At 35.7% G+C, this 20,184-nt stretch carries 8 protein-coding genes; 4 read left to right on the top strand and 4 right to left on the bottom strand.

Going from position 1 to position 20,184, the window contains the following annotated elements; genetic code table 11:
• Nucleotides 1–171: 171 nt before the first annotated feature.
• The 4 genes from IR010_RS19755 to IR010_RS19740 form a co-directional block, all read right to left on the bottom strand.
• On the bottom strand, nt 172–2,118 hold the full coding sequence (locus IR010_RS19755) for a RagB/SusD family nutrient uptake outer membrane protein (RefSeq protein ID WP_194606075.1): 1,947 nt from the start codon (nt 2,116–2,118) through the stop codon (nt 172–174).
• A 22-nt stretch (nt 2,119–2,140) separates the two neighbouring features.
• A complete protein-coding gene (locus IR010_RS19750; protein ID WP_194569755.1) occupies nt 2,141–5,278 on the bottom strand; it encodes a SusC/RagA family TonB-linked outer membrane protein in 3,138 nt (1,045 codons plus the stop codon).
• 459 nt (nt 5,279–5,737) lie between these two features.
• Complete coding sequence (locus tag IR010_RS19745; protein WP_194569757.1) at nt 5,738–7,837, bottom strand: RagB/SusD family nutrient uptake outer membrane protein; 2,100 nt, start codon at nt 7,835–7,837, stop codon at nt 5,738–5,740.
• Between the two features lie 41 nt (nt 7,838–7,878).
• On the bottom strand, nt 7,879–11,034 hold the full coding sequence (locus IR010_RS19740) for a SusC/RagA family TonB-linked outer membrane protein (protein ID WP_029272619.1): 3,156 nt from the start codon (nt 11,032–11,034) through the stop codon (nt 7,879–7,881).
• 447 nt (nt 11,035–11,481) lie between these two features.
• Here IR010_RS19740 and IR010_RS19735 point away from each other — a divergent pair, with 447 nt between their 5' ends.
• From IR010_RS19735 to IR010_RS19720, 4 genes are read left to right on the top strand one after another with little or no spacing between them, the layout of a single operon-like run.
• Nucleotides 11,482–14,277, top strand: coding sequence for a glycosyl hydrolase (locus IR010_RS19735; protein ID WP_194569760.1), 2,796 nt, complete (start codon nt 11,482–11,484; stop codon nt 14,275–14,277).
• 23 nt (nt 14,278–14,300) lie between these two features.
• Nucleotides 14,301–15,425, top strand: a complete 1,125-nt coding sequence (locus tag IR010_RS19730; protein ID WP_194569762.1) for a glycoside hydrolase family 88 protein — start codon at nt 14,301–14,303, stop codon at nt 15,423–15,425.
• Nucleotides 15,425–18,391, top strand: coding sequence for a glycoside hydrolase family 2 protein (locus tag IR010_RS19725; protein WP_194606073.1), 2,967 nt, complete (start codon nt 15,425–15,427; stop codon nt 18,389–18,391). Before IR010_RS19730 ends, IR010_RS19725 begins: the two co-directional genes overlap by 1 nt.
• The gene (locus IR010_RS19720; RefSeq protein WP_194606071.1) at nt 18,375–20,177 is read left to right on the top strand and encodes an alpha/beta hydrolase fold domain-containing protein; all 1,803 of its coding nucleotides are present in this window, start codon (nt 18,375–18,377) and stop codon (nt 20,175–20,177) included. The genes IR010_RS19725 and IR010_RS19720 overlap by 17 nt, the downstream gene beginning before the upstream one ends.
• Nucleotides 20,178–20,184: the final 7 nt, after the last annotated feature.

Genomic DNA, 20,184 nt, shown 5'->3' with positions numbered 1-20,184 from the left:
AAAACCACTTAATTTTACCATTACCATTAAACGAAAAACCAATATTCTTAAAATGATACTCAAATCTAGTTATTAAATAACTCATAACTATCCTGTTGTACCCTGCTAAATTTCATAAAAAAACCGTCTCAAAATTGAGACGGCTTTAAACAATATAGTTGGGGGCAAAATTTAGTAACCTGGATTCTGCATTGCTGCTTTTTCTTCTGGCGTTAATGGTTTTCCGCTTGCGTAAACACCATCTAAGAAAGTCTGCGGAATTGGACGCAGATTATGAAAATCCTGAATGTTTGGAGCTGCTTCAATATTATAAGCTTTTGCTCTGGCGACCAAAGTTTTAGTTCGGCTTAAATCTTCCCATCGATGGAATTCACCAACAAGTTCTCTAGATTTTTCATTTAATACCAAACAAAGCATTCTGTCATAATCAGTACCATATCCTAGTTTTGCAATTACAGCTAAATCTTCAGCTGGCAAAGCTCCAATACTAGAGATCGCTAAACTTGTTGCTGTAGTCAAAACGGGAATATTATTTGATTCGTAATACGAGTTTTCTGGAATAAAAGAAATAGGAATTCCAGCCTGACCTGAAACTGTCCAAGCTGCTAAGCCATCCGTATAAGCAGAGCGGTTTTCTCCGGTTTTATAAGCTGCACGAGTACGAACTGTGTTGATATAAGTCAGTGCATCGGCAAATGTTGCAGATCCTAATTTTGCGAGACGTATTTTTGCTTCAGCTGCCATCAAATACGTTTCTGCTGAACGTGCCAATATAATATCACGAGATCCTTTTGTGTTGCTGACATCTATTCTATTTCCATCTAAATGTTTGCTTAATGAAGGAAATCTTACGTCGGCCATTAAGCCAATTTTATCTGCTGCATAAGCTACATATACACTCGGAATTGTTTTTCCTGTTTTTGCATAAACAATAGCGTCTGCATTTTTGGTTTTAGCAAAACGCGTATCAGAAGCACTGTTGACAATGTACATAATACCTAAATCTCCATTTACATAATAATTTCCTGATTTATTATTGATAATGCTTTTAGTTTGAAAACTTTTCCAAAAACGAGAATCATTTACATGATCATAAACATCATAAATAAAGTAAGTTGGTGCCAAACGGCTGAATGGTCTTCCTCCGGCAAGGTTTCTTCTCATTTGAGGCAATTGATCGTAAGTAGAAAGAAAATACAGGTGCTGCTGATTTCCTCCAGTAGTTAATGTACTGGAATTGAACTGAGCAGATAAGATTATTTCTGGAAGTTTTTCGTTTACGCCATCGGCTACAGTATAATTCCATAGCTCACCAAAATTTGATGCCAAAGGATGATGTGAAATTACCTCATCAGATAAAGTTACAACTTGCTGTAAATCGGCTGCTTTTGTAGCTGAGTTCCAGCTGTCGTTAATTTCACTAGCACGTGCTAAATAAGCTTTGGCCAAATAGTGAGCAGCAGCATCTTTTGTAATTTTAGCTGGAGCGCCGGCGTTCGTCAACAAAGTGTAGGCTTGTGTAAAATCAGCAATTATTTGTTCAAGCACTTTTTGCGGTTCTGCTCTTGTAAATTCTAATTCAACTGTAGAACTTGTTTTTGTTTTTAACGGAACGGCTCCATATTGGCTAACTAATTTTAGATAATTAAAAGCTCTTAAAAAATAACCTTCGCCTAAAGCTGTTTTTTTGATTGCATCATTTGTCGAAACAATATCTGTGGCAGACTCAATCAATTGATTTGCATTTCCAATTCCGATGTACAAATTGTCCCAGTTGGTGTTTGCTGCAACTGTATTTGCATTCGAAACTGTCACAAAAGCTTTAAAACCTGAAGAATAAGAATTCCAAATCCAGTTTGAAGGATCTCCTCCTGCATGAAATTCATCTGTTCCAGATTCGGTTGCTGTAAGCGGTACTTCGCTTGAGAATTCTGCAGCAAATACTTGATAGTAAGTACCATTTGCCAAAGCCTGAATTCCTGCTTCTGTTTTATAATAATCTTTACTGTAAGCTGTGGTCAGTTCTTCGTCAAGAAAATCTTTGTTGCATGAACTGCTTCCTAAAACAAGCGCAGCAATCAGCATCAAATTTATATATCGGTTTTTATAATTTTTCATAATGATTTTTTTTAAGTTTAATTTAGAATTCTACATTTAACCCTAAAGTCATACCTCTGTTAGAAGCTGTCGTCTGCGTATCCAAATCAGTCCATTTAAGCTTGGTGAAAATCATACCTGGATTACTTGCCTGGCAGTATAATCTCAATTTAGAAAGTCCCAATTTCTGTACTAATTCCTTATCGAAATGGTATCCTAAGGAGATGTTTCGTATTTTTAAGAACGAACCATTGCGATATCCTAAAGTAGGATAATAAGGATCTCCAGTACCTGCTGAATAAATTGGTTTTTGATATTCTGCATTGATATTATTATCAGTGTAATAATTTATCGATCTCTGACTTCCTTTTGCTCCTTCATTTTCTCCTAAAGTATCATATAAATAGCCCATACGTCCGTAAACAAAAAATGACAATTCGACATTTTTGTAAATGAAAGTATTTGTTAATCCAACGATATATTTTGGATCTTTGCTTCCAATAATTACACGGTCGTTGTTGGCATCAATTTTATAATCACCATTTTGATCTACAGGTCTTGCATTACCAAAAGAGAAAATATTAGATCCGGCAGCGGCATTGAATTTTGCCATTTCAACTGCATCTTCAGGTTTCCAGATTCCGTTTGACTCAAAACCATAAATTACATTTTGAGAATCTCCAATAAATAAATTGTTGTTGATGTCGTCGAATTTTCCATTTTGAAGGGCTACAATTTTACTCTGTTGGTACGATCCGCTAAAGTTCGAAGTCCATTCAAAATCTTTTCCAGTTATGTTTACTGTGTTTAAGGTAAGCTCAACTCCGCTTCCTTCCGTTTCTCCAACATTTTGGTAAGTATCTCTCACACCAATAACGGTTGGAACACTGCTTTTTAATAACAAATCAGTAGTTTTACTTGTGTAATAATCTAAAGCACCTGATATTCTATTATTGAACATAGAAAAATCAATACCATAGTTAAACTGGGCAGTCTGCTCCCAGCCTAGTTCTATGTTTCCTAATGAAGTATTGTCTATCACACCAGATCCATTTGGATATACGATTCCGATCAGCGGCGGCTGTGTTGCATAAGCTGGTACTGCTGCATTTCCGGTAACACCGTAACCTACTCTCATTTTTAACTGGTTGATCCAAGTTACATCTTCTAAGAATTTTTCTTTATTCAGTACCCAAGCTACAGATGCACTAGGAAAAAATGCCCATCTGTTTTCTGCTGCTAATTGTGAAGCTCCATCAAAACGTCCTGATGCAGTAAGCAGATATTTATCAGCATAACTATAATTTACCCTTCCCATGTAAGATAATAACCCAGTGTCTGTCAATCCTGAAGAATAGCCCGCAAGTGTTACATTGGCAGGATTTAAAGCATTCCATTTGTTTTCAGGATTTTTGATATCATTGGCAGACAGTGAACTGTTCTCATTATGATATTCTGTCTGGCTCATTAATAATGTTCCGCCAAAACTATGATTGCCGAATGTTTTGTTGTAAAAAATCAAGTTATCTAAAGTATATGAAATTGATTTTTCATTTGTTAAAGAAGCGAAACTTGTTCCAGAACGAATGGCTGATTTTCCATCTAAATAAACCCCATCACGATAAGAAGTAAGGTCCGGACCAAAATTAATTCGGTATTTTAAGCCGTCAAGCGAAGATGAAAGACCACCCAAATCGAATTGTGCATACAAACTACCAAAAGCACGCAATGTTACACGCTGATCTTGCGATAATTTGTATTCATCAACAGGAGTTCTGATTGTAGAATCTCCTCCTGGATTATCAATTCTGTTTCCGTTGCTGTCGTAAGGAACTGCATATGGAAGATTCGTGCGGGCAGTTGCATAGATCCCGCCAGAACTTGTAACGGCAGTTCTTCCTACGTTTGATTGTCCATATTCATTTACGCCATAACTTGTATTAAGGCTTACACCCATAGAAAACCATTTTGTTGGCGTAACATCTACATTTGCCGTACCACTGTAACGCAGGTAGCTTTGACCAAATAATGTTCCTGTATTATTTAAATATCCAAAAGATCCGTAACCTTTCATTTTCTCTGTACCACCACTTACGCTAACTGTATGCTGTTGTGTGATTCCAGTACGGGTTACAAATTTAGTCCAGTCTGTAGTTGCTACTTTAGAACCATCCCAAGTTGTTGTTAAGTTTCCGCTGGCATCTCTCCATCCTTTTTCGATATTTGCCCATGCTGATGGATCAGCGGAAGCCAAGAAAATTAATTTGTCATTATCTATATTTGGAGTATCTCCTTTTGGGAAAGCAGTTGGATTTGAGTAATATCTTCCCCAACGACGAAATTCGATATATTCTGCTGCGTTCATCATCGGAGCGTTTTCATGAATAGTTTCTAAGACAACAGAAGTATCGTAGTTTAAAGTAAATTTTCCGTTTTTACCTTTTTTTGTTGTTACGATAATAACCCCATTTGCACCGCGAGATCCGTAAATAGCAGTTGCAGATGCATCTTTTAATACGTCTATTGATTCAATATCTGTTGGATTCAAGAAATCTATCCCACCTGAGTTTGGATCTACACTAATTTTTCCTGTAGAGGCATCAGTAACCAATCTCGAATTTAGCGGAATACCATCAACCACATAAAGCGGTGCATTCGAAGCCGAAATAGAGCGGGCTCCACGAATGGTGATACTTCCTACAGTTCCTGGACGCTCTGTTGAAGAAACATCTACACCTGCAGCTTTACCCTGCATGGCTTGAACTGCATTTACAACTGGTCTTGAAGCAATTTCTTCAGCACCAACGCTGACAATAGATCCGGTAAGATCCTTTTTCTTTTTTACTCCATATCCGACTACTACAACTTCATCAAGAGAATTATCGTCTTCTTTAAGTACAATGTTGTAAACAGTTGCATTTCCGACTGTAACTTCTTGTTTTTGAAAGCCAATAAAACTAAAGGTAAGTGTACTTCCTGTAGCAGCACTTATGGAATAAGTTCCATCCAAATCAGTGCTGACACCAGTCTGACTTCCTTTGATGAGTACGTTGACGCCCGGAACCGGTAATCCAGAAGCATCTCTAATGGTCCCTTTAACTACTTTGTTCTGCGCATAGCCTGATGCATGCAATAATGTCATCAGCGCTATCACAAGCAGAGCACTAAATTTGTTTTTCATAAAAGTTAAATTTGGTTAATTAATTAGTTAGTTAGTTATCTCAAATTTATTTAGAAGTTCATTCCGTACTGTCCTGTAGTATCCTGTAAAATTATTTAGTACGAATCTAACTTACAGTGTTTTACAAAAAATAATTAAGTTTTTTTTAACCATAAAAACCTTCAAAGCCTTGATTTTCAAGAGAAACTTAGATTTAGAGTCAAAAATATTGATACCAAAATAAATGTGTATTTTTTTTAAATATACCATAATTTTGTTCAAAATTTTTTATTGAATAAAAAAAATATTACTAAAAATACTACTGATTCAACATTATTAAAAATTTATCAATAAGAAGTATTCAAAAACTAATACTAAATACCGTGATTACTCTCTGAAAATCGTTTACATTTTAGATAAAAGCATAAAAAAACCGTCTCAAAAATGAGACGGCTTTCAAAAAACAAAAATTAAAAAATTTTACTTATAACCTGGATTCTGCCATTCTGCTTTTTGTGAAGCAGAAAGATTTGAACCATCATCGTTCAACAATCCGTCAATAAACGATTGCGGAATTGGACGAAGCTCATGTTTATTTGCAGTAATACCTGGAGCTGCTTCAGCATTAAATGCTTTTGCTCTTTTGATCAACTGTCCTGTACGCGAAAGCGTTTCCCAACGTTGCCATTCTCCTAGCAATTCACGAGTATATTCATCTAAAATAAAGTTTAACGCGCGCTCATAATCACTTGAAGCTCCAACCTTAGCAATAATTGCCTCATCTTCACTTGGCAGATTATTAGGGAATGATGTTAATCTTAAGTCAGATGCAGCAGTTGTAACCGGTACTGTTGGATTAGATAAATAATACGTATTCATATCTAAATTTGAAGCCGTAAAGTTTGTTGCAGCAGTTCCTGTATTTAGAGCATTTGTTTTAAATGCTTGAGATCCGTCATTATAGTAAGATCTGTTTTCTCCAGCTTTCCATTGTGCTCTTGCTCTAACTGTATTTATGTCTTGCATTGCATTTCCGTATTGCTGTAAACGAGCATAACATTCTGCACGCACAAGATAAGTTTCTCCTAAACGAGCCATAATTACGTCACGGTGTGCATCTCCTCTTTCAGCAGTACGTGAACCATCATCTGTTTTATTGATACCTGCGAAGAAATTACAAATTGGCTGATTTTTAAATGTAGGCGCAACATAATTTCCGTTTTGATACAACACTGAAGAGTTAGGCACAAATTGTCCTTTTTTAACAGCCAAAGTTCCAGCAGTAGGCGTTTGTCTTGCCCCAGTATTCCATTCTGGCAAACGTCCTGCAGCATCTGTCCAAGTAGGAGCCTGAACACTCGCACCAAATTTAGCTGTATTATAAGTATTATCGTTTTTAGTATTCAAGATCATAACAATTCCAGGATCTCCAATTTTTACACCTGCATTAGCAGTTACAACAGTGTTAGCTCCGTAAACTGTCCTGAAGGTTTTCCACATACGAGCATCGTTTACGTGATCGTAAACTGCATACGAATATTCAGTAGGGCGACAGCGTTGAAAATCCATACTTCCAATCCATACGCCACGTTTTACCCATCCTCCAGAAAAACTTGAAAATTGAGGAGCAAAATAGTTATAAGTACGGTTTCCAAAACGGCCTACAGTTGCAGCATCTCCATTATGACCAGCGGCCATTAATATTTCATTCAATTGCTCGTTTGGACAATCAATTCCTGTCCAGTTAGCATAAAGATCACTATAGTTAGCCGTCAATGGTCCACGCGCAGTAATTGCATATGAACATGCATCAATTGCTTCTTTAAGGTCTGTATCTTTATATTTACCATTCCATGAATCATTACGCTCTGAAGAACGGAATAACAACGCTTTTGCCAAGAAATGGGCAGCAGTTGCTTTTGTCCATGTAACTCCTTTTCCATAAGTAAATACTTCCCCTTCAAAAAGATTATATGAATTTCTTAAATCAGAAACCACCTGCTCCCAACATTGTTCGTCTGTAGAACGAGTAAAGTTACGAACAACTCCTACAGCAGGTTTAGTTTGAAGAACAACTCCTCCATATTGTGCTGTAAGACGGTAATAATTATAGCCACGTAAAAAATAAGCATGAGCTAAACAGCGATTACGGATTTTTAGATCTGTAATTTTTTCTGCATTTGCAATGATAGTGTTACAAGATGCAATTCCGTAATACATTTCATCCCAAAGCGCTGCTGGGTTTGTAGCATTCCCGTTTGCTGCTCCAGTAGCCGTTGTTGCACCTGCTGGTCCAAAACGGTTATCATACGTATTCCACATTTCATTGGTAAGATCATTTGCATTCGTAAACTCATCAGTTCCGTAAAGTGTATTTGCATACGACCACTCAAAACCAAAATGCCAGCGAATATTACCATAAAGAGAAACCGTCAAGGCTTGAAGACCTTCAGACGTTTCAAAATAGTCTGTTGAATATTGATTCGTCAATTCTTCGTCTAGAAAATCTTTCGAACAAGAGGCAAAAGATACCCCTATCATTATCAAAAGACCGATTCCGATATTTTTTATATTATTCATTTTTTTACTTTTATTATTATACTTTAGTTCGCAACAGCTTATTAGAATCCAACTTCAACACCCATAACGAAACTGCGGTTGAAATAGGTATTATTTGTATCAAAATCATACCAGCTTAAAGATTGATAAATGCTTCCTGGGTTTACCGCTTGTATATAAAGTTTTAGATTCGCCATTCCAATTTTGTTTACATAATCTTTATCAAAATTATAACCTAAAGAAATATTACGAATTTTTACAAATGAAGCTTTTTGAAAACCTAGCAATCCTGCAAATTTATCAGCTGAACCTGATGATGCTTGTCCAAGAATTGGTTTTTGAAACTCAGCATCTGTATTATCTGGAGTCCAGTAATCTACTTCACGTTGGTTAGCGTGAGCAGTTAATGCTTCTCCGCCTAAAGATGCTGTATAACCTGCACGTCCGTATAAATTAATTCCTAAATCAAAACCTCCATAAGTAAAATTGTTATTCCATCCCATAGTCCAGTTTGGATTGCTGTTTCCTAAAACTACACGATCGGCTGCATCCATTTTATAATCTCCATTTTGATCTTTAGGACGCACGTTACCTGGGCTAAATGCGTTCCCGTTTGCATTCCATTTTGCCATTTCAGCAAGATCTTCCGGCGTATTTTGCCAAATTCCTTGATTATCATAACCATAACGAACAGCAATAGATTTACCAATAAACCATGAATTGTCAACCATATCATTTTTACCGTTAGCCAATGCATCAATTTGATCTTTCTGCCAAGCTGCATTTAAATTAGTTTCCCATGTAAAACCTCCACCAGTCTGAATAGGAATCAAGTTAAGCGTTACCTCCACACCTTTATTACTTGTTTCACCAATATTAGAAGTAATAGAAGGGAAACCTGTAAGTGTAGGGATTTTTACCTCTAATAATAAATCGTTTGTATACGATTTGTAAACATCAATAGTACCGCTTACTCTATTTTTGAAGAAACTAAAATCAAGACCAAGGTTATATTGTGTTGTTTTTTCCCAAGTAAGAGCTGGATTAGCCATTGTTAATTGAGTAGCAGTATAATATGGTTCATTTGTAGTATAACCAATTTGGTTGCTCATTCCGTTGAAAGGAAGATAAATTGAAGTAATATCTCCTTTTGTTTCATAAGGATCTACAGAAGAATTTCCTGTTGTACCAAAACCTAAACGAAGTTTTAAATTTTCAAGCCAGTTTACATTCTTCAAAAATTCTTCATTTTTGATACGCCAAGCCAATGCTGCTGAAGGGAAAAATTCCCATTTGTTTCCTTCTGATAATTGAGACGCTCCGTCCCAACGGCCTGACATAGTCAATAAATAACGATTATCGAAACCGTAATTTACACGAACCATGTAAGAACTCAACTGACGTTCCGTAATATCTGAACTCATACGAGCACTGTTTGCAGGATTTGTAACATCTACAGATCCCATTGCATTCCATAAATAAGATGGTTTTGGAATATTATTCGCATTCATTGAAGAGTTTTCAATATTCCATGAAGATGCAGTCTGAAGCAATGTTGCACCAACTTTATGTCTAGCTGCAAAAGTACGATCATACGAAATTATATTATCCAATGTCCATGAAAGATCGCGGCGATTTTGAAGACGAGCATAATTAGTACCTGAACTTCCATCTGAATTTATTTTAAGAGATGAAGTCCCGTCGATATAAGATCCTTCTCTCCAATGACGAAAATCTGGTCCAAAATTTATTTTATAACTAAGCCCTTCAACCGCGTCTGCTAATTTACCGAAGTCAAAAGTTGCAGAGAAATTACCTAAAACACGCATCGTTTGTGACTGTTGCGTACTTTTTTCCCATTCATCTATAATTGTATAAACTCCTGATTCCCCACCTGGATTAATCACCATCTTTCCATTTGCATCATAAGGCACTGCAATATTATATAAAGATTTCGCTGCACCATAAATTGCATTCGGAGCTGTTCCGCTTCTTGCGCCTAAAGTCGACATACCAAAATCCTGCTCACTCCATGAAACATTTAATGAAGCATTCATTTTAAACCAGCTAACCGGCGTAATATTAGATGTAATTTTTCCAGTATAACGTTTGTACCACTGTCCTTTTTGAGTACCGTCTTGATCTAAATATCCAATAGATCCATAAGTATTTACTTTATCAGATCCACCGCTTGCACTCAAAACGTGCTCTTTGGTTAGTCCACCTTGCGTTACAAGGTCAGTCCAATTTGTATTCGTTACTCTAGAAGCATCATACGTTCCGTTTACCCATCCTTTTAAAACATTATCTCTAGAAGTCTGACCGTCTAATGCACTGTCAAAAATCAGTCTGTCATTTGCTAAGGTTGGACTATTAGGATTTGCGTAAGTTGTTGGATTTAAATTGTATGCTGCCCAACGTCTGAACTGAATAAAATCTGCTGCATTCATAGAAGGAGATCTATCCACAATTTCAGACGTCGTAAGTGTTCCTGCATAATTTAATGAAAACTGTCCTGATTTTCCTTGTTTAGTTGTAACGATAATAACACCGTTAGCACCACGAGAACCATATATAGCAGTTGCAGAAGCATCCTTAAGAATATCCATAGAAGCAATATCCCTCGGGTTAAGTGTCTCAATAGCAGATGCAGACATTAAAGGCACACCATCAACCACATAAAGAGGATCATTACTTGCTGCAAGCGAACGCGTACCACGAATACGAACAGTACCAAGCTGTCCAGGGCGCTCATTGCTTGTAACATCTACTCCGGCTGCTTTACCTTGCAATGCTTCAAGCGCATTCGTAACAGGTCTTGTCATTAACTGTTCTGCAGTTACACTTACCAAAGCTCCTGTTACATCAGATTTCTTTTGAGTTCCGTAACCTACAACAACAACCTCATTAAGCTGAGACACGTCATCTACAAGTTTTACGTTAACTTCTGAAGACTGACCAACTGTTATTTCTACTGATTTAGATCCAGTAGATGAAAAAACCAATACTTGTCCGGTACTTGCACTGATAGAGTATTTTCCATCAAAATCAGTACTTGTTCCCTGCTTTGTTCCCTTAAGAAGTACATTTGCTCCAGGTATTGGCAGTCCGGCCGCATCTGTGATTGTTCCTTTAACCACTTTGTTCTGCGCATAACCTGCTGTCTGCAGAAGCGCAAACATGGCCAAAATCAGCAAAAGACTAAATTTGTTTTTCATAAAAAGTTAAATTTGGTTAATTAATTAGTTTATCCAAATTTATTTAGAAGAGGGGTGCGTGGCATCCTGTAGTATCCTGTTAACTTTCAGGTTCTTATGCTTTTTTTTATGTTTTTATTAACTATAAAAAGCCTCAACTCCTTGATTTACAAGGCTAAATAAATGTAAAAACTACAAATATAATATCTAAAATTTTATTAAAATATTTTTTTGTAATTCCTATTTATTCTACATGAAAAATACGAATTGAGAAAAAAATATGACAATTTTTTATTCATTTGATTTTTAAGAAAATAATTTTAAACAGGACGCTACAGGATGGCAATTTAAGACAGTACTTATAATTTTACGTTTAAGACTAAGAATATAATTGCTGTACTATAATTTTAAAATTAATTGAAGTCATTATATTAGTAGCTACTATTAACCACCCTTCAACAATAAATAATGAGACTGACCAAATCAAATTACTTTATATTATTATCTCTTTTCTGCATTTTCAATTTAGCAGCACAGGAAACTAATTCACCTTGGCCAAAATCTTCTAATATAAATCAGCCATGGGCGCGCTGGTGGTGGATGGGGAGCGCTGTTGACAAACCCAACTTAAAAAAGAGTCTTTTAGATTTTCATAATGCTGGAATTGGAGGCGTGGAAATTACTCCTATATATGGAGTCAAAGGAGAAGAAAATAATTTCATCGATTATCTTTCTCCAAAATGGATGGAAATGCTAGACTATACGATTCATGTATCTGATAGTCTTCATATGCAGGTAGACATGGTTTTGGGAACTGGGTGGCCATATGGAGGATCACATGTAACCTTGCCTCATGCTGCTACAAAATTAATTGTAGAAAAATACCAATTGAAAAAAAATGAAACTTTCGACAGAAATATAACACTAGACAGCAGTAAAGAAAAAATTCCAGCAGAACTTTTATATGTTGTAGGATATGGAAGCGACGGATCTTTTGTCAATTTAACAGATCAACTGAAAAAAAATCAGACAAATTCAAAAGATAAAGGTATTGACGGAACTTCAGTGGCTATTCCAAATCAGCTTGAGCTAAATAAATTAAAATGGAAAGCAAAAAAAACAGATTATACTTTATATGCTGTTTTTAGCGGTAAAACCGGACAACAGGTAAAAAGAGCTGCTCCAGGCGGAAAAGGGTATACATTAGATCATTATTCAGAAGAAGCTTTTAATGCTTATGTAGTACCCTTCAATACTGCTTTTAAAGGCCGTGAAGGAAAAATAAGAGCTATTTTTAATGACAGTTACGAAGTTTACGGAACTGATTTTACGCCAACTTTTTTCGAAGAATTCCAAAAACTACGAGGCTATGATTTAAAAAAACAGCTCCCATTATTACTCAATGAGACTGACAATGAAATCGGAAATCGCATACGAAGTGACTACAGACAGACTATAGGTGATTTGCTTTTGAATAAATTTGATAAAAATTGGACACAATGGGCACACACTAAAAACTTTAAAACCAAACTTCAGGCGCATGGCTCTCCCGGAAATTTAATCGATTTGTACGCTGCTGCAGATATTCCAGAATGCGAAACTTTCGGCTCTATGCCATTTGATATTCCAGGTTTTAGACGCGAGAAAGAAGATATCCGCGAAGGCGATGCTGATCCTGCAATGTTGAAATTTTCATCCTCTGCTGCACATATTTCTGGTAAAAACTTAGTTTCGTCAGAAACATTTACCTGGCTGAGAGAGCATTTTAAAACTGCTTTATCGCAATGCAAGCCCGAGGCAGAAGATTTAATGCTTAACGGAATCAATCATATTTTTCTGCACGGTTCTACTTATTCTCCAACAAGAGCTGCGTGGCCGGGTTGGCAGTTTTACGCTTCTGTAAATTTTAATTCCAATAATAGTATTTGGGAAGATGCTCCTTCTCTATTCTCTTATATAGCGAACTGTCAGTCAATGCTTCAACAGGGAAAATCAGACAACGAAATTTTGATTTACTGGCCTATTTTCGATACTTGGGACAAATACCAAAAAGGAACATTATTTTTCGAATTTAAAATACACTCTTTGCAAGAATGGCTTCATAAAACTGCTTTTTATGACACTACTAAAAACTTGATGAAAAAAGGATATGGAGTAGATTACATCTCAGATAATTTTATTGCAGAAGCAAAAGTAATAGATGGAAAAATCAGCCTTTCTGGTACAACTTTTAAAGCACTTGTTATTCCTCAAACTAAAAAAATGCCTCTTGCAACTTTGAAGAAATTAATTGAACTGAAAAAAGCCGGAGCAAATATCATTTTTGAAGGACTTCCAGAATCGGTTCCGGGTTTTAACGATTATAAAAATCAGGAAAAAGAACTGCAAAATGTTTTAACAGCAAACAGCGAATTAGTAAAACCGGCTTCGGATATTTTTAGTGCTTTAGATGCTGCTAAAATATTCCCCGAAACACTTGTAGAAACAGGTTTAAAATACACTCGAAGAACTGTTGACGGAGAAAAAATATATTATTTAGTAAATCACACTACAAAAACTATAGATGATTTCATTCCGCTTCAAGTGGGTAATAAAGAGGTCGTAATTTTTGATCCATTAAATAGAGATTTTGGAAATGCTGTTGTAAAAAAATCAGATAATATTACATTGGTTAAGATTAAAATAGAACCGGGACAATCTTACTTTCTAAAAACAGAAAACACAGCTTCTCAAAAAAAATGGAATTATTATGAACCAACCTCAGAATCAATCGCTCTTAAGGGAAATTGGAAAATTAATTTCGATAAAGGCGGACCGCAATTGCCTCCTGGCGCCACTGTTTCTAATTTAGAATCATGGACAAAATTAGGACCAGAAGCCGAAGCTTTTTCAGGATCTGCAACATATACGCTTCAATTTGATAATCCGAATGCTAAAATAAATAACTGGAGTTTAAATTTAGGTGATGTCCGCGAAAGCGCAAAAGTCTGGATAAACAATGAATTTATTGGGACTGCTTGGTCTGTTCCTTATAAATTGAACATCGAAAAATTAAAACCTGGAAAAAATATTTTAAAAATTCAGGTTACGAATCTATCAGCAAACCGAATTCGCGATAAAGAATTAAAAGGCGAAGAATGGAAGATTTTCTACGAAATAAATATGGTCGATAAAGATTATAAAAAATTCGACGCTACAAAGTGGAGCCCAATGCCATCTGGATTGCTAGGGCCTATCACGCTCACTCCATTAAAACAAAACTAACTATTAAATAACCGATATTAAAAATGAGAAAATTACTTTTAATCTTCGCTATATGCTTTTTATATACAAGTACAGCAAGCGCACAACAGCCATTTGATAAGAAATTAGTTTTAAAACAAATGATTTTGGCTAATGATTATTTTATGCAAAAATGGCCAGAAACCGGAAAAACAATTGTCACTAATAAAGAACGTCCGAGCAATATCTGGACACGTGGCGTTTATTATGAAGGATTAATGGCATTGCACGAAATTTTCCCAAAAGAAGCCTATTATGATTATGCATATTCTTGGTCAGAATTTCATAAATGGGGTTTCAACGGAGGCAACATAACCCGAAATGCCGATAATTATTGTGCTGCTCAAACTTATATTGATTTATACAATTTAGAGCCAGATGCAAAAAAATTAAAAAATACAAAAGCAAATATCAGCATGCTTTTAAATACGCCTCAACTAGATGATTGGTCTTGGATTGATGCCATTCAGATGGGAATGCCTGTTTTTGCAAAAATGGGAGTTTTAGAGAAAGACAACCGTTATTTCGAAAAAATGTATCAAATGTATATGTATTCACGAAACAAACATGGCGACAACGGTCTATTTAACCCTAAAGATGGATTGTGGTGGCGCGATGCAGATTTTGATCCGCCGTACAAAGAACCAAATGGTGAAGACTGCTATTGGAGCCGCGGTAATGGCTGGGTAATTGGAGCTTTGGCAAAAGTGCTTACCATTATTCCTGAAAATGCACCTCACAGAGACCAATATGTAAAAGATTTAAAAGCTATGGCAACCGCATTAGTTCCTGTTCAGAGAGCAGATGGATTCTGGAATGTTAGCTTGCATGATCCTACAAATTTTGGTGAAAAAGAAGCATCTGGAACAGCTCTATTTGTTTACGGAATGGCATACGGAGTAAACAGCGGGATTTTGAAAAAAGAAACCTATTTACCCGTGATTCAAAAAGCATGGAATGCACTTGTAACTGAAAGTCTTCATACCAACGGAGCTTTAGGCTTTTTACAGTCAACAGGTAAAGAACCGAAAGACGGACAGCCATTATCATATGATAAATTTCCGGATTTTGAAGATTACGGTTTAGGCTGTTTTTTATTGGCAGGTTCAGAAATTTATAAAATGAAATAATGAAAAAGACTCTCTTATTTTTTGCTCTATTTATTTATAATACAGCTTTATTTTCTCAAGAATTTAAGAGAGAAAAATACAATTTTAATTCCGATTGGAAACTAAAAACTGGAGACTCAAAAAATGCTGAGTCTCCTTCTTTTAATGATAATTCATGGAAAAAGGTTACGCTTCCGCATGCTTATAATCAGGAAGAGGCTTTTGAAAAAGATATCGAACATCTGACTACAGGAATTGTTTGGTATCGCAAAAAGTTCAAACTTCCAAAAGGAATCAAAGACCATAAAATTTTCTTGGAATTTGAAGGTATTCGGCAAGCCGGCGTTATTTATGTAAACGGACACAAGGTTGGACTTCATGAAAATGGCGTCATGGCCTTTGGATTTGATATTTCAAATTTGGTAAAGCCATTTCCACAAGAAAATCTAGTCGCGCTGCGAATTGATAACGATTGGAAATATAAAGAAAAAGCCACTGGAGCATCCTTTCAGTGGAACAACATTAACTTTAATGCGAATTACGGAGGCATTCCAAAAAATGTTTTTCTGCATATTACAAATAAATTATATCAAACGCTTCCACTCTATTCTAATTTAAAAACTACTGGAGTTTATATTTATCCCACAAAAATTAATATTCAGGCAGAAAGCGCTATTATAAACGCAGAAACTGAAGTGCGCAACGAATTTGAAACTTCAAAAACAATTGAATATAATGTTAGTATTGTAGATCTTGAAGGGAAAACAATTGCTTCATTTTCAGGCGAAAAAACTACAATTTTGCCCAATGAAACTAAAATTATAAAAGCAAATAGCCTAATTGATAATTTACATTTTTGGAGCTGGGGTTACGGTTATTTATATACTGTAAAAACCATTTTAAAAGTAGATGGAAAAATTATTGATGAAGTCTCTACCAAAACAGGCTTTAGAAAAACTGATTTTAAAGAAGGTCAATTTTGGCTGAATGACAGAGTATTGCAAATTAAAGGATATGCACAGCGAACCAGTAATGAATGGCCGGCTATTGGAATGTCGGTTCCTTCTTGGCTGAGTGATTTCAGCAATAAATTAATTGTAGAAGGCAACGGAAATTTAGTTCGATGGATGCACGTTACACCTTGGAAAAAAGATATCGAATCCTGTGACAGAGTTGGCTTAATTCAAGCAATGCCAGCTGGTGATGCCGAAAAAGATGCGCAGGGAGATACTTGGAAACAGCGCGTAAACCTTATGCGAGATGCCATTATTTACAACCGTAATAATCCGAGTATTATCTTCTACGAAAGTGGAAATGAAGTTATAAGCGAACCTCATATGCATGAAATGAAAAGTTTGAGAGATACATATGACCCTTTTGGAGGCCGTGCGATTGGTTCTCGAGAAATGCTTGACAGCCAAGAAGCTGAATATGGCGGAGAAATGTTATACATTAATAAAAGCGCCAAAAAACCATTATGGGCAACAGAATATTCTAGAGATGAAGGTCTTCGCAAATATTGGGATGAATTTTCACCACCGTTTCATAAAGAAGGTGATGGCCCTTTGTACCGAGGAAATCCAGCAACTGATTACAACCACAATCAAGATCGCCATGCCATTGAAGATGTTGTTCGCTGGTATGATTATTACAAAGAAAGACCCGGTACCGGAAAAAGAGTAAATTCTGGCGGTGTCAATATTATATTTTCTGACTCGAATACACATCATCGGGGTGAAGAGAACTATAGAACAAGCGGAGAAGTCGATGCGATGCGTATCCCTAAAGACGGTTTTTGGGCACATCAAGTTATGTGGGATGGCTGGGTAGATGTTGAAAAATATCGCACACATATTATGGGACATTGGAATTATAATGACGCAGTGGTAAAAAACATTTATGTGGTTTCAACAGCTTCAAAAGTAGAATTATTCTTGAATGGAATTTCACAAGGTTTTGGAAAACGAAGCAGTGAATTCTTATTTACCTTCGAAAATATCACTTGGAAATCAGGAACTATAAAAGCAATTGGTTATGATGATGAAGGAATAATTTTAAGTGAAGATATTAAATCGACTGCAGGAGATCCTTCGGAAATTAGACTAAAACTAAACACACATCCGCAAGGTTTATCAGCAGACGGAGCTGATGTTGCTTTAATTGAGGTTGAGGTAGTTGATAAAAACGGAAATCGCTGCCCAATAAGTAATGATTTAATTTCCTTTTCTATGGACGGTCCGGCAACTTGGCTTGGAGGAATTGCTCAAGGTCCAAAAAATTATATTTTATCAAAAGAAATTCCGGTAGAAAATGGTATTAACAGAGTAATGATTCAGTCTTTGGCAAAAGCCGGAAAAATCAAAATTTCTGCTCAGGCAAAAGGATTAAAGCCGGCTGAATTAACTATTAACTCAAAAGCTGCTGAAGTCACAAATGGACTTTCGAAACAACTTCCTGGGAACAGCTTACCTTCAAACCTAGAACGTGGATCAACGCCTAAAAAGGTTTCTTACACACAAAAAAGAATTCCTGTCAATATCTTAAATGCAACGTCTCCATCAAACAATAATGATGCTTATAAAAGCTATGATGACAATGAATTAACAGAATGGAGAAACGATGGAAACATCAACACAGGATCGATAACTTATACCCTTGCAAAACCATCAGTTGTAAATGAAGTAACGGTTAAGCTGACAGGCTGGAGAACTAAAGTTTATCCAATCAGAATTTTAGCCGATGGAAAAGAAGTCTTTAAAGGAAATACAACCCAAAGTTTAGGTTATATTACACTTTCGCTGGAACCAATTTTAGCTGAAAAAATTACAATTGAATTGATTGGAGCTAACAGTGAAAAAGACAGTTTTTCTAAAATTGTTGAAGTAGATCCAACAAAAGAATTAGATTTATATAAAGATAAAACATCAGTTGATGCAACTGGACAATTACGCATTGTTGAAATAGAATTTTATGAAAAAATCAAATAGTTTAAAACAGGCAAAAGCAATAATATTTTTAATGTTATGGATATCAATTCCTGCTTTTTCTCAAAAAAAGGAAATTCCATTATGGGATAAAATTCCTGATGAAATTCAAACAAAAGGATATTCTGAAGAAATCGATCATAAAAACGAAATTGCTGAAGGAGTTAGAAAAGTAACATTACCTACTCTTACAGCTTATTTTGCGAATGCTGAAAAATCGAATGGAACTTCCGTTATTATTTGCCCGGGTGGCGGTTATGGAATGCTGGCTATTAACAAAGAAGGTTATAAAGTTGCAGAATGGCTTAACACTTTAGGAATAAATGCATTTGTTCTAAAATACAGGCTCCCAAGTGATTTAATCATGAAAAACAAAACTATAGGACCGTTGCAAGATGCACAGGAAGCAGTGCGATTAGTACGAAGAAATGCTGTTAAATGGAAATTAAATCCAACTAAAATTGGTATTATGGGATTTTCTGCTGGAGGACATTTAGCCGCAACTTTGTCTACGCATTACAGCGATAAAATCTATACTACTTCTGATACGACAAGTGCTAAACCCAATTTTTCGATATTGATTTATCCTGTTATTTCAATGCAGGAAGGCATTACGCACCAAGGCTCTAAAGATAATTTATTAGGAAAAAATGCCAATAGCGAGATAAGTGATAAATATTCAAATGAGAAACAAATAACTGCTGCAACATCAAAAGCCTTTTTGGTTCATGCGACAGATGATAAAGCTGTTCCCGTTGAAAATAGTATTAATTATTATTTAGCTTTAAAAAAAGAAAAAGTTTCTGCAGAAATGCATTTGTATGAAAGTGGCGGTCACGGTTTTGGTTTAGGTGTAAAAGGAACTAATGCTTCTTGGCCAAAAACATGCGAAAAATGGCTTAATGCAAATAATTATACCTTAAGTCCAGATGGTTATGTATTTACTTATTTTAAAGGAAATGGTGAAGACGGTTTGCATTTGGCCTACAGTGAAGACGGTTTAAAATGGAATGCCTTAAAAAATGATACTTCATTTTTAACTCCAGAAGTAGGAAAAGATAAATTAATGAGAGATCCTTGTGTGATAAAAGGCGGAGATGGCCAGTATCATATGGTTTGGACAGTAAGCTGGACAGATAAAGGAATTGGTTATGCCTCTTCAAAAGATTTGATTCATTGGTCAAAACAGGAATTTATTCCAGTAATGGAACATGAAAAAAAGGCTCGCAATACTTGGGCTCCCGAAATTACTTACGATGAAAAATCAAAAAAGTATATGATTTATTGGGCTTCTACTATTGAGGACAAATTTCCAGAAACAAAATCAGATGAAGAGAAAGGATATAATCATAGGATTTATTACACAACAACAAAAGATTTTAAAAAATTTGCTAAAACGAAACTGCTTTATGAGCCAGGTTTTAACGTCATTGATGCAACAATTGTAAAGCAAGATCAGGAATTTGTAATGTATTTAAAAGATGAAACACGTAATCCTGTACAGAAAAATTTAAAAATTGCAATAAGTAAAAATTTAACAGGACCTTACAGTAAAGCTAGCGAGCCAATAACCGGTAATTATTGGGCAGAAGGGCCTACAGCAATCAAAATAGATAATAATTGGGTGGTTTATTTTGATAAGTATACACTTAAGAAATATGGAGCTGTAAAACAAACTTCAAAAGGCTGGGAAGATATTTCAGATCAAGTAAGCTTTCCAAGCGGAACACGTCACGGAACTGTTATAAAAGTTTCAGCAGATGAAATCAATATATTAAAAAAAGAGTAAACAATAA

This window comes from Flavobacterium sp. MR2016-29 (assembly GCF_015350695.1).
GTDB lineage: Bacteria > Bacteroidota > Bacteroidia > Flavobacteriales > Flavobacteriaceae > Flavobacterium.
Note: the sequence above shows the minus strand (reverse complement) of the source record. Positions and strands in the feature narration are given on the sequence as shown.